Source organism: Bradyrhizobium sp. IC3195, from assembly GCF_020193585.1.
Classification (GTDB): domain Bacteria; phylum Pseudomonadota; class Alphaproteobacteria; order Rhizobiales; family Xanthobacteraceae; genus Bradyrhizobium; species Bradyrhizobium yuanmingense.
The window spans coordinates 148083-160744 of the sequence record NZ_JADYVG010000014.1 but is presented as its reverse complement, the minus strand read 5'-3'; the positions used below and the strand labels follow the sequence as shown (position 1 = coordinate 160744).

Genomic DNA, 12662 nt, shown 5'->3' with positions numbered 1-12662 from the left:
GCTCGGGTGCTCTCTGGCCGTAGAAACGTCACGCGAGCTGCCCTCGCGCGCGAACCTCGGCAACGGCCTGCTCATACAAGCGTCGATTTCGCTCTTTTAACTGAGCTATGACGCTAGGTTGACCTTGAGGTCCCTTGACAAAGAGCCCACCCCAGGTCGCGGCAACCTTCGCATAGTTCGGATCCTGCATTCGGATTTTCTGAGCTTTGCGCAACAGCCAAAACGGGATGCCCGGCGAAAGATGATGCTCAAGGTGGTACTCATCCAGATTCTGTCCGAGGATGGCTCGTTCGAGGAAGTTTCCTTTCCGATTCCTGGTGAGATAGACGTTCTGCGTCTCGGTTTCGCACATAGGTGAGTGCTCGGCTAGCTCGATAAACCATCCGAGGACCTGAAACGTGGTGAGATAGGGCACGATCCAAAACAGGACGACGATATGGAGCAGCCCAACAGCATATGACCCGGCCAGGATGCTGATCCAGAAGAGATAGAAGCCATACTTGTCGATAAGTATGCCTGAGCGGCTCTGCTCCTCGACATCTGTGATCGAAAATCGATTGGCCCAAAGATACTTCAGATACGCTACTGTCGCGCCGCCGAAGATCGGCTTCCAGATCATGTTGAAAGCGTACCGCTCCGGAGGCTGCACGTTGTAAACGCCGCTGGCCAGGAAGAACTTCAGGTCGGGATCCTTGTCCGGATCTCCGAGATAGGGATGATGCAAATAGACGTGCGAGATCCGGTAAGCCCAGTGGCGCTGGAACAAGGGATAGGAAGCGAACAGAATGCCCAGGACGTAGTTCCAGGTCGTGTTCTTCGCGAGCGTGCGGTGAGCCGCATCATGAGCAATGGTTGTCAATCCGCGCTGATAGGCGCCAATCAGAAGGACGGCCAGCGGGTAGAGCCACCATGAGACCGACACAGTCGCGAGCGTACACGCTGTGATGACGGCGTAATCTTTGGCAATATAAGCCGCTCCCGTTATGTTGTCGGGCCTGAGCTCGGAGAGCTGCTTATTGATTTCTCGGCTGAATTGAACGGCCTCATAGCGTGATGACCTCAATTTCCAAGCGTCTGCCTGATTCATGAGAACCTCCTCCTGATCGCCTTGCAGGTTGTCAAATTGCGGAAAGCGCCTTGTCCAGATCGCGCAGGATGTCGTTGACATCTTCGATGCCGACGCAAAGCCGGATCGAGCCGCCAAATATGCCGGCGGCTTCGCGCTTTTCCCGCGGGACGGTGGTGTGGGTCGTGGAGACAGGATGGGTCACGAGCGTGCGGGCATCGCCTACATTCGAAACGTGATACATCAAGTCGACGTTCTGGATGAACTTGCGCCCGGCTTGTTCGTCCTCCACCTCGAACATGACCATCGCCCCGTGTCCGTATGCAGCATTGAGTGTCTGTTCAACGGTTTCCCGATCGGCGCCTTCGAAGAGCCCGGGGTAGAAGACACGGCGCACTTTTGGATGCTCCTTGAGAACGTCGGCCACGATCCTGGCATTCGCGCAGTGCTGCTTCATGCGAAGTGGCAGCGTTTCAAGCCCTTGGATCAGTTGAAAGCTCGCAAACGGGGCGATGGCTGCGCCTGTATCGCGCAACCAGGTCATGCGAGCCTTGAGAAGAAACTCGCTCCTTCCAAGATCGTCGACATCGCGCACCGCATTATGCCAAACAACTCCGCCATGCGCGTCGTCGGGACGGTTGAACAAGGGAAAGCGAGAGGCTCCCCGGTAGCTAAACTCGCCGTTGTCAACGATCAGTCCACCGAGCGTCGTACCGTGGCCGCATATATATTTCGTTGCGGAGTACGTCGTAATAGCAGCGCCGAGATCTGACGGCCGGCATACCAGCGGCGTCGTCGTATTGTCCACGACCAAAGGCACGCCGTACTTTCGGCCGATCTCGGCCAGCTGTTTGACGGGGAGCGGAATCAGACAAGGATTCGACATCACCTCTCCGAACAGGCATATCGTGCGATCATCAATGGCACGTTCAAACGTCTCGGGCTTTCGAGGATCGGCCGTCCTCACGCTGATCCCAAGACGCTTTAATGTGTTGTGGAGCAGGTTCCAGGTATTGCCATATAGATACGGAGAGGCGACGACATTGTCCCCCACTTCGCCACTTGACAGGTTGACGATCGCAAGGAACGTCGCTGCTTGACCTGACGCAACGGCGAGCGAGTCGCTCCCCATATCGACGGCGGCGTAGCGCCTTTCCAGCGCGCGGGTCGTTGGATTGATGATCCTTGTGTAGGTGAACCCATCGGCCTTGACGTTGTAGACGTCAGCGATGTGGTTTAGATCGCCATCGAGTTCATAAGCCGTATTCTGGTAAATCGGCACTGCGACGGCTTTCGTCGCCGGGTCTCGCCGATAGCCCGCATGCAGAACAGCAGTCTCGGCCGAAAACGGCAGCCGCGGGTCCCCAGCCACTCGAGCCGGCATCTTTATGCGAGCCCCGCATGCCTCTTGGCCCGACATCGGCTTTGCTAACCGAGCCTGACCGGACCGGAAATATGTACGAAAAGCACACCCCAACTGCTCGATCCAGCTGAATTGGATTTCCCCAATGCAACCGACGCGAAAACTCCGCGTGGCAAGATGCAGCTTTGAGTAGATGTAAAGGTTGTGGGCCGCCAAGTGGCGATAAAGCCCATCGAATCCTGCCTGGTCCACGATTCCCGACGGCGCACTGAACGCGACGCAGACCGGCGACTGCAAGTCCGCGGACAGCAGCGGAGACACCAGTCCTTCGAGTTCCTTGACGAGATCGTCCCTGACCTTCTCGTACCTGCAGCGTCTGGCATCGATGCCCTCCTCGTGCAGAATCTTCAGGGCCTTTGTCGTTGCCTGAACGATGTGGGTGGGAGGGGTCGACCGCCACTCACCGGTGCGCTCGAGCGAGAGCCATTGATCTCTCACGTCGAGGACAAACGACCTCGGTTCTTGAACCGCATTCTCCAGCAGCTCGCGGGACGCGATGACAAACGCCACTCCCGGCGGCCCTTCTATGCACTTGTTGCTCGACGTGACCAGGACGTCAGGTCCACGCTGGCTCAGGTCGATATTAAGGCCGCCGAAGGAACTCATCCCATCGACGATGGTCTTTACGCCACGTCTTCTCGCCTCCTCCACGATCGCGTCCAGCGGATTGACGATTCCGGTTGTCGTCTCACAATGCACGAAGCACAGGTGCGTAACGCCAGGATTTCGGCTCAGATGCTCGCCAATTTCTTGAGGATCCAAAGGATCGGTCGCTCGCTTCACAAGCTTCAGTGCTTCGACGCCCCACAGCCGCAAGATTTGCAAAATACGCTCGCCATAGATGCCGTTTATGCAAACGAGCGGCCTGTGGGCTCGGGACACAAATGAAGAGAGAGCGGCCTCCATCGCAAAGGAGCCCCCTCCCTGAATAGGCACGACCGAATAGTCGTCAGCATTTCCCAGCAAGTTGAGCATCAGCCGCCTCATGCAGGCGGTCACTTCCTTGAACTCGCAATCGCGCGATGCGAGATCAAGCTGCATCTGGCTCCTGACCGCCAGCGATAACGACAATGGACCAGGCGTCAGCAAAGAGCGCTGTCTTATCAAACCATTCCTCCTCAAGTTGTATTCTTCAATAGACCTGGAGTACGCCCACCCCACCAGGGAGCCCCTGTGGCGAGTGTCGACTTCCTCCGTTCAACAGCTTCGGGTCAGATGCCCATAGATTGCGGGCGCGCTTCGCGTCTGTGTCCGAAACCCTGCCGGATGACAACCTCCACATCTCATCGCAGATGCAGAGCGATCTTTCACAAAGCTGCTCACCGATACCATTCATCACCTCCAAGATATTGGCCTTGCGACCGCGCCCTCGAACGCAACCGGCGGCGACGCGCGCTGTCATCTAGCCATCACGCATGCGCAGGCGTGAGCGCGGTCGCCTTCTTGCGTCGCGAAGCGGCAGGTCGACCGACCGACTTACGTGCGAACCTGCGTCATTCAGGCAAACCTGACATTAGGAAAGCGATGCAGCCGGATCATCGCGCCGGGATGCAGATTAAGGCATGGCACACTTGATGACGTCGCAGGCAGCGGGAGTCTGATGCATGGGCTTGAGACTTGATGCATTCGCACTTCGTAGCTCGTTGGAGGTTTGGGACGCTGATGACTGTCGCTGTCCATTTCGAGATCGTACAACTTGACGTTAGGGGCGTTTCAACCCTCTCCGGGGATTTTCTCGTGAGATTTTTTTCCTGACGTACTCCCATCTGGCGGCGACAAGCCGACGTAGGCAGCGGAGTGCGGAGGTTCACAGCGAGCTGAAGTATTTTGAGAGTTCGACATCAGGACATTCGGCATTCCGCCTGCGGCCGCATACCAGCAGGTAAGGATGGCCAGCCTTTCCGTTCACGTATTCCTCGCCATACCGCAGATGGAGGTACCGAGCTTCTCCGCCATGCCGCCGAGATCCTCCTGGATAGCTGGCACCTGGAAAGTGTACGCCTCGTCGCACATGACCGCCGCTGTCAGGTGTCGTTGCGCTGAATGAAGCGCCCTTGGCAGGCTGTGGTCGAATCCGGCTTGAAGGTAATCTGAGCGACCTTGCGATTGCTGTCGCTTTAGCAACGAACAGTTCGACCTTTCGGCGAGGCGCCGTGACGCAGAACCTGTCGTCCTGCTTTGCTAGGACCAGGTCGACTCGACTCCAGATGAGTGGCACGTGTCCCTCTGTGAGCGCGATCGTTAGGCTGGCAGCATCTCTCGGGCCTGCACTCCGCTTCGTGGCGAGAAAGTCTCACGAACGATCATCGCCGTGGCGAGCGTGCCGCGGTTGACGGGCTGGTCCAAATCGTAAGGCCCAAAGTGAAAGGAGTTCCATCGCGTCCAACACTCAATGGAGCGCAAGTACCTCGGCGGTAAGGCGTTCTGATTCGACGGATCGCATCTCGCAGCCGTTCTGCTCGCGTTGGCCCCTCTGCAGCGCCTGCTCGTTGATGGCGAGCTCGCGTTCGACGCGGTCTACCGCGCGGTCGAACAGGTTGACGGTTGACCAGAGCAGATCATCAAGAGATCGTCCTTGTCGCTTGCCATGGATGAGCTCCCTTGCCTTTTCGGCCGCGCCATGGCCGCCTTCATGACGATCAACGACGGCAGGCGGTACGGAGCAGAACCCGAAGCGCGGAAGTCCGTAGCGCAGCACGGGATGGCTAAGGTTCGCGGCTGCTTTGTCTCGCAATGCCAAGGCGCGGGTGTAGGCAGGCGTTGTCCGCCGTCGAGCGGCGGGCCACCGAAGCAAGCTTGCCGAAAGCCGGCATGGCCGCGACAGGAGGGAGTCGTGGTCGACTGCCAAATTCGGGTCCTGAAAACAAGTGCCCGCTCGCCGGATGCGGCCAAGCCCGGAAACCGAGGCCCCTCATACTGCGCGAGAGATCGAAGCCGGCCGAGACGCTGTCCGGCTCGGCTTTAACGGGAGCTCGGCGTGTCGCTGGCCGTACGCGCAGCAAGAAGCGCCAAGCGAAAAGTCAACTTACTGGAAGTCGGACTTCCTCTCTGGACTTTGTTGTCACATCGTAGATTCTGATCTGGAGCATGGGACGGCGTTTCTTGAGCTCCTCCGCTCCCGCCCATGCTCCATCTCTGCTCGCGTACTCGGTTTTGAGTTGGCCATCCACTTCGAGCACATAACCGGAAGCGGGCAATCGACGAGTGGGTGCGACCATTTTGTTCCTTTAGAGCCAAAAGTCCGATCGCAGGCTCGCCAGAGCTGGATCGCCTTGGCCGGCTTGCGGGATATCGTGCGAATCGATGGTGCGACGCGAGGGACCTCTAACCATCAAGAATTGACCGCGCCATCAAGACATCCACTACCGCTTCCGCTGAATGCTCTAGGGTCTGCTCCATGGTCCTGAGATGAACCTCCGGTGTCGTTGGTGCTTCGTAGCACGAATCGATCCCGGTGAAGTTCTTGATCTTGCCGGATCTCACCTTTGAATACAGGCCTTTTGGGTCTCGCCGCGCGCATTCCTCGAGCGGCGTATCGACAAAGACTTCTATGAACTCATCCTTGCCAACCAGGCTGCGCACCCTGTCCCGTTCGGCCCTAGTGGGCGAGATGAACGAGCAGATCACGATCAAGCCGCTGTCCGCCATCAACTTGGCAACTTCGCCGACACGCCGGATGTTCGCCACGCGATCCGTCTCCGAGAAACCGAGGTCCGCGTTCAATCCGTGCCGGAGGTTGTCGCCATCCAGCAGCATGGTATGCCGCGACATCGCAAACAGCTTTTGATCAACAAGGTTGGCAATCGTCGACTTTCCCGCGCCAGACAAGCCAGTGAACCAGATGACGCAAGGCTTCTGATTCTTGAGCGCGGCGCGCTCCCTCCTGTCCACGGATAGCGCTTGCCTAGCAATATTGGTGGCCCGCCGTAGCGGAAAGGCAATCATGCCGGCCCCGACCGTACGATTCGTGTAACGATCGATGACGATAAATGATCCGGTCTTTCGATTGAGGTCGTAAGGATCGAATACGGCGGGCGTTGCGGTCACAACATCGCAGAAGGCGATCTCGTTGAGGGAAAGCGTCCCGGCGGCCAGATGCTCACAAGTGTTGACGTCGATTCGATGCCTAATTGTGGTAATGCTGCCAGAAATCGTCTGCGATCCAATCCGCAGGACGTAATTGCGTCCGGGAGCGAGCGGCTCCTTGTCCATCCAGATCACATAAGCAGCAAGCTGGTCGGCCACCTTCGGTCGGTCGTCCGGTCGCGACAGAATGTCGCCACGACTGATATCGATTTCGTCTTCCAGTGTAATGGTAACCGCATCCCCGGCTTCGGCGGCGACGAGGTCACCATCGTGGGTCACGATCCGCTTGACGCGCGTGGTCCGCCCCGACGCAGCGACAACGATCTCGTCTCCTGTCGAGATCCTCCCGGAAGCCACCGACCCGGCATAGCCCCGAAAATCCGGGTTTGGCCGGTTTACCCATTGGACCGGAAAGCGGAAAGCCTGGCTTGCGGTGCCGGACTGGATGTCAATGCTCTCCAAATGCTCGAGCAGGCAGGGACCATGATACCAGTTGGCATGAGCGGAGCGGTCCACGACGTTGTCGCCGTAGCGGGCCGAGATCGGGATCGGAACAATCGAGGTGAAGCTGAGACCGGCGGCAAAGGCCAGATAGTCACGGGCGATCCGATCGAAGCACTCCTTGTTATATGCCACAAGATCGATCTTGTTCACTGCCAGCACGACATGGCGAATACCGAGCAGCGAGCAGATAAAGGAGTGGCGGCGGGTCTGAACCATCACGCCTTTGCGGGCATCGATCAGGATGATGGCGAGCTGGGCATGCGAGGCGCCGGTAGCCATATTGCGGGTATACTGCTCGTGGCCGGGAGTGTCGGCCACCATGAAGGAGCGCCGCGGCGTCGTGAAGAAGCGGTAGGCGACATCGATTGTGATGCCCTGCTCCCGTTCGGCCTCCAGCCCGTCCACGAGCAGCGCGAAGTCGATGTCATTGCCGGTGCTACCATGCTTGATGCTGTCGCGTTCCAGCGCCGTGAGCTGATCGTGGTAGATCATCTTGCTGTCGTGCAGCAATCGGCCGATCAGCGTCGATTTGCCGTCGTCCACCGAGCCACATGTGATGAATCGCAGCTGATCCTTCGTCCTGGCCGGGACCAGTTCTGTTGCCGGATTCGTAAACATCAAAAGTAGCCTTCCCGCTTCTTCTTCTCCATTGAAGCGGCTTCGTCGGCATCAATTAGGCGTCCCTGGCGCTCCGACACAGTCGTAGTCTGCATTTCCGCGACGATATCTTCGATCGTCGTCGCATCGGATTCAATAGCTCCGCTCAAAGGATAACATCCAAGCGTGCGAAAGCGGATCATGCGCATTTCCGGCGTCTCGTCGCCGTTAAGCGGCAATCGCTGGTCATCGACCATGATCATCGCACCATTTCGACGCACTATCGGTCTTTGGTTCGCGAAGTAGAGCGGAACCACCGGAATCTTCTCGAGCATGATGTATTCCCACACCTCGAGCTCGGTCCAGTTTGACATCGCAAACACGCGCATGGTTTCGCCCTGGCGGATCCGTGTGTTGAACAGGTTCCAGAGCTCCGGCCGCTGATTACGGGGGTCCCATACGTGTCCGGCCGAACGGAAGGAGAGTATCCGTTCTTTTGCGCGACTCTTTTCCTCATCGCGCCGCGCTCCGCCAAAGGCAGCATCAAATCCGTGGAGGTCGAGCGCCTGCTTCAGCGCGTCGGTCTTCATCACCTGGGTATGGAGCGCGGAGCCGGAATCGATCGGATTGGTCCCGCGCGCGAGGCCCTCCTTGTTGACATGGACGATCAGGTCGAGGCCGAGCCGCCTGGCTGTCGCGTCCCGGAAGCTGATCATCTCGCGGAACTTCCAGGTCGTGTCAACGTGAAGCAGGGGAAACGGCAATTTTGCCGGATAGAACGCCTTGATTGCAATGTGCAGCATTACGCTTGAGTCTTTTCCGATCGAGTAAAGCATGACCGGCCTTTTGAACTCGGCGACCACATCACGCATGATTTCAATCGATTCAGCTTCGAGGCGGCGCAGATGTTTCGGTAGCATGTGCCTTCTTTTCGATGCAGGATCTCTGTTCTTCGCCGTTCTATGGCTCCAGCCTAGAGTGGGAATATCCGCCGCGGAAACGGCTGGCCAAGACGCATGGCTCGTCGATGAGCTCAAGCCCCACTGGAGAGGAGACTTGCAGACGCGGGAGCATATCGCATTCCGCCGCTGGTGCGGTCGGCGCCTGGGTCACACCTGATCGGGAGATCAGCTCGTGCGGGTTAAGGATAATGGCTAAATCAGCCAGCGTGTTTTATTCGCAAGCATTCAGATCCGTTAGCGGATATTGAGGATCCGCTCAAGCCGCGCGACTTCGCCTCGCAGCATCTCGATAGCCGCTTCGCTGTTGCGAATGCCATCCAGCCCCGCAGCTCGATCAGCTTCTGACGCCAACAGCGTCTGTTGCAACTGGGCAGCCATCGTGTGGACCGGCTCTCCAGCGTGAGGTGGGCCGGATAATGCTCCCGCCTTGGAGCTTCGCAAATCCCACCAGGTTCGGAATACCTGACGATAAAGTTCAGTTACCTCCCCTCCCCTATCCAGGACTCCGGCTTGCTTTGCATGTACCAGTTCCTGCTCATATCCGAGTTCTAGCAAAAGCTCGGCGCCGACCAGATCGGTCACGGTTTGCATCTCTTCGGCGCTCAATTGAGATTGCCATGCCTTGACAGAGCTTTTGTCGACGGCGTTTCGTTCCAAGATTTTTCGGTCTCCGAAGCTACTCGATCGAAGATAATCTGCTTGTCTCATCCCCGCCGATGCGACGGCCGCTGGATCACAGCCGAGCCCCGTCAACAGACGCCGGATTTCCTCGTCCGGATGCGCCACGAACAGTTCGTATTGCACGAACTGTGTGCGCGGGCGAGTGCGGTGGGCGGCGAGCTTGGGAAGGCCCAGAACCAAATCGGCGAGTGACGTTATGATGCCGTCGGGCAGACGGAGCATGAGATCGACGAGACTGGAGACGCTGACCGGATGCGAGCTTTCTGCCCGCAGTGGGACCCCCCACGTCGATTTCAGTGAAGCCGCGATGGCATAGGGATTGCGCATTAGAAGGATGTGTGGCGCCTCTGGATAGACAGATTCAAGAAACTCAAGCGCCATCCAATAGCGTGGTGTCTTGTCTAGGATGATGCGCTTGCCCGCTTGTGCCAGATACTGATCATAGGCTGCATCGGCAAAAGCGCGGCTAGGGATCGTGCTGTCTATTCGACCCAAGAATTCAGAGGTCGCGGCCTCAATCAGCGAGCCACCCGCCGGATGGCGCTGATCCACCCTGCCAAATGCTTCAACCGCCAACATCAACCAGGGTTCAGGCGGAGCCACAATGTCTGGATGGTGCTGCAGCAAATGCGCCAGGAGTGTCGTCCCGGATCGTGGAAGACCGAGGAGAAAGCACACCGCAGGCGAACGGCCAAAACGTCCGCTCATCGTTCAGACGCCCCGTCCTTGAAAAGCGAACCCTGTCGGCGCTCGCTTGATCGACAGAAAGCCAGCCGCAAAGCGCTAAAACGACCAGAATTTTGTCTGCCACTCATGACTTGAGAACCGTTCAGTTCGATCGATCGGCTGGATACAGAAAGACACCGCAATCGCGTCCTCGATTACTCGACAGTTGAAACGAAGTCACGAGCCAGCTCAATTACACGAAGATTGATTGCGGATATGGGAAGGTTGGAACGAACTATACAGACGTTTGCCGAAGACCGCCCACGGCACATGGGAAGGTTATTACGTATGATCACAGCTTCCTGTTGCTGAGGTATTGAAGACGTAAATGCGACATGCAACCTCGCTGATGCTCGGCATACACCAAAGAAGTTTGGCAAAAGAGCGGACAGCTCGGCGAGCTCAGCAAAGAAGCAGACCATGTCGCGGACATCTCACGTGGCAAGGTGCAGCAATCTTGTCAGCGCGCATCGCTGCCGACGCAACCGTGAATGCTGCCCATGGTCCGCCAAGACACTCCATAGTCCGGCCAGCCTGTTGTTCGCCAGCCCATCCTTCCGAGTTATACCAAGTAATTGATTTTCCTGCTCTTGGAGAGTTGCCCCTCCCTTAATCGGCGCAAGGAGACTTGTAAACGATGGAACCTGACTTAAGATGCCTCCGGATCTACCTGATCCAGCAAGCGCGCTTGGCCGCATCTCTACTGACGGAGACGAGATTGTCCGGTCATTTATGTGGGAGATCAGATCGATTCGTGCGTCGAAGAACTTGCCAAATTATATGTGCTGGGCATCACTCGGCCACGGTGGACGATCCTGATGGCTGTGAACTATTTGGGCAAAGAAATGCGTGTACCGGTCAACCTGGTGTCACGATTGATGCTCGTCGACCCCTCCTTCGTGACAACCCACTCAAAGCTGCTAGAGAAAAACGGTTTGCTGCGGCATAAGTCCTCCGCAGACGATGCCCGGATCGGGCAGATGTCGCTGACGGCCAAAACGCGCAAGCATCTCCGACTTTGGAGCCACGACAGGCAGTCCTGGTGAGCTCGCTTTTGATGAAAGCGGCGTTGACCGATCAAGCGAGTTCATTGCCAAGGCTGCTACAGTGAGGCTTCGCCTGGAAAGGGCCCGCTCTGGCGTTCAGAAGATCAAACGCACGACCGTCAGAAATGGAGCTCGCTAACATGAGTCTCCCATCCTTCGAATATGTCTTGAAGCAGCGCGGTCGAAGATGGTTGTGGTCCGTTCACAACGCCTAGGGCGCTCAGGTGATGACGGGTTCAGGACCTAACCGCCCCGCCGCCATCTATCAAGCTAACAGAGCGCTTTTTCAATTGCTGTTGAGCGCGCCATATTGCCTCGGAGCTCGAGCTAGCCAACAGGCTCGGCGAGGTTCGCTTACGCCCACACTTTAGTCTGGCACAAGCTTCGAGGATGCCCCATTCGCGAGTTGTTTCCATTTCGCTAAAGCGATCAGCCGATGTGTTCGGCCCAGCGCGGCCAAGACTGCCTCGCCGAAGCTGAAGAAGCTGCTGGCCGAACGGATGCTAGATTCGGCCCCTACAGGAGTTCCTCTGAGACTGGTCAGCTTCTCGAACTAACGCGCGTAGGACTGGGCGTAGTGGCACCATCGCATGCGTTCCGGGGTCGAGTGTCTTGGGGTTTTATCTTCGAGACAGGGCTATGGCTAAGACTATCTCTTCACTCGCGATCATACATCGCAAGCGGCTGTCGAAACCGCCTTCCAAGAAACTTGATCAAAGCGCTGGAGCACGTTCCGCGACATTGAAGGCATCCAGTACGTGCCTGAAAACTTCTCTCAGCGCGGGTCGGCCACGCTAATGTGCGACAAAGTCTGTATGGCCAAAGAGGGCGGCCCGCGAGCCGCCCTACCGGCCACTAGCCAGCGTTGCTCACAATTACCGCTGATGTCCGAGTCCGATTCCGAGATTTAAGGCCTTCTGGCGTAGCGCACCTTCGCTGCGTTTGGTCATTTTTGCTATTTTTATGACCGGGGTCCGAGCCTTCGAATGGACTTTGAGCTCTTTGATATCTGCCTTCGTCCACTCGCGCCGCTTAACGCGTTTCTTGGTTGCTTTTTTCACGATGAATGCTCCTTCTGAGAGGAGCGCCTGTAACACATTTTTTTCGGAGCGACGACCGTAAAAAAGAGGCACTCATCGGAACTCGCGCCAGCGTATAAGTTCGGTCATGCTTTCTGCCCATAGTGTTTCGAAGAAAGGGTCAGCGGAGATAGCCGCCTTGGCTACGTTTGTGACGAGGTCTCAACTGCCGTCTCCGACCGATTTGAGGTCAAACTACGTCGGTGGTAACCGCGCCGTTGGACATCTTGGCGAATGGCATCGCTCACTAAACGCACCGCCCGCTTCTTTCGCTTCCAATTGCCGTCCAACCCCGCGGGGATCGCAAAGCCTCGCGGAACGACCAAAAGATCGCGCCTTCCGTTCAAATAAACATCAAACATGTCGTCCCTCGTCAGACACGAGCGTAGATCGCGGGTTCATACATTTGGTGACATCGAAGCAACAGTCGCGATTAAGAACTCTACGCGAGTTTTCTCCGGATGTTGCCGCACTTGAGGGTGCATGGCGCAA

8 protein-coding genes are annotated in these 12662 nt (G+C 57.3%); 1 reads left to right on the top strand and 7 read right to left on the bottom strand.

The features are described from left to right. Positions 1–28 precede the first annotated feature (28 nt). The 6 genes from rtxC to I6F09_RS24725 all read right to left on the bottom strand — a co-directional run bounded on the left by rtxC (position 29) and on the right by I6F09_RS24725 (position 10027). Positions 29–1087 (bottom strand): dhydrorhizobitoxine desaturase, encoded by a 1059-nt coding sequence (gene rtxC, locus I6F09_RS24750; protein WP_225189244.1) that lies wholly within the window; start codon positions 1085–1087, stop codon positions 29–31. Positions 1088–1118: 31 nt separating this feature from the next. Beyond that, positions 1119–3650: a 2-aminoethylphosphonate--pyruvate transaminase gene (locus I6F09_RS24745; protein WP_225189243.1), complete on the bottom strand. Its 2532-nt coding sequence runs from the start codon at positions 3648–3650 to the stop codon at positions 1119–1121. Positions 3651–4878: 1228 nt separating this feature from the next. Beyond that, positions 4879–5337, bottom strand: a complete 459-nt coding sequence (locus I6F09_RS24740) for a hypothetical protein (RefSeq protein WP_225130893.1) — start codon at positions 5335–5337, stop codon at positions 4879–4881. A gap of 476 nt (positions 5338–5813) precedes the next feature. Continuing rightward, positions 5814–7697 carry a sulfate adenylyltransferase subunit CysN gene (gene cysN / locus I6F09_RS24735; RefSeq protein WP_225130895.1) on the bottom strand — a complete coding sequence of 628 codons (1884 nt, stop codon included), beginning with the start codon at positions 7695–7697 and terminating at the stop codon, positions 5814–5816. Next, positions 7697–8662: a sulfate adenylyltransferase subunit CysD gene (cysD, locus tag I6F09_RS24730; protein ID WP_225189269.1), complete on the bottom strand. Its 966-nt coding sequence runs from the start codon at positions 8660–8662 to the stop codon at positions 7697–7699. The genes cysN and cysD overlap by 1 nt, the downstream gene beginning before the upstream one ends. A 210-nt stretch (positions 8663–8872) precedes the next feature. Continuing rightward, positions 8873–10027 carry a sulfotransferase gene (locus I6F09_RS24725; RefSeq protein WP_225189242.1) on the bottom strand — a complete coding sequence of 385 codons (1155 nt, stop codon included), beginning with the start codon at positions 10025–10027 and terminating at the stop codon, positions 8873–8875. Between the two features lie 752 nt (positions 10028–10779). Here I6F09_RS24725 and I6F09_RS24720 point away from each other — a divergent pair. Continuing rightward, on the top strand, positions 10780–11091 hold the full coding sequence (locus I6F09_RS24720) for a MarR family transcriptional regulator (protein WP_346656752.1): 312 nt from the start codon (positions 10780–10782) through the stop codon (positions 11089–11091). An 875-nt stretch (positions 11092–11966) separates the two neighbouring features. On the opposite strand, the gene I6F09_RS24715 is transcribed toward I6F09_RS24720, so the two are convergent. Then, the gene (locus tag I6F09_RS24715) at positions 11967–12152 is read right to left on the bottom strand and encodes a hypothetical protein (RefSeq protein WP_225130902.1); all 186 of its coding nucleotides are present in this window, start codon (positions 12150–12152) and stop codon (positions 11967–11969) included. Between the last annotated feature and the right edge of the window lie 510 nt (positions 12153–12662).

What these genes read in the sequence shown, in the direction of transcription:
- rtxC (WP_225189244.1), bottom strand. Translation starts at nt 1,087, where the DNA reads ATGAATCAGGCAGACGCTTGGAAATTGAGGTCATCACGCTATGAGGCC.
- cysN (WP_225130895.1), bottom strand. Translation starts at nt 7,697, where the DNA reads ATGTTTACGAATCCGGCAACAGAACTGGTCCCGGCCAGGACGAAGGAT.
- I6F09_RS24725 (WP_225189242.1), bottom strand. Translation starts at nt 10,027, where the DNA reads ATGAGCGGACGTTTTGGCCGTTCGCCTGCGGTGTGCTTTCTCCTCGGT.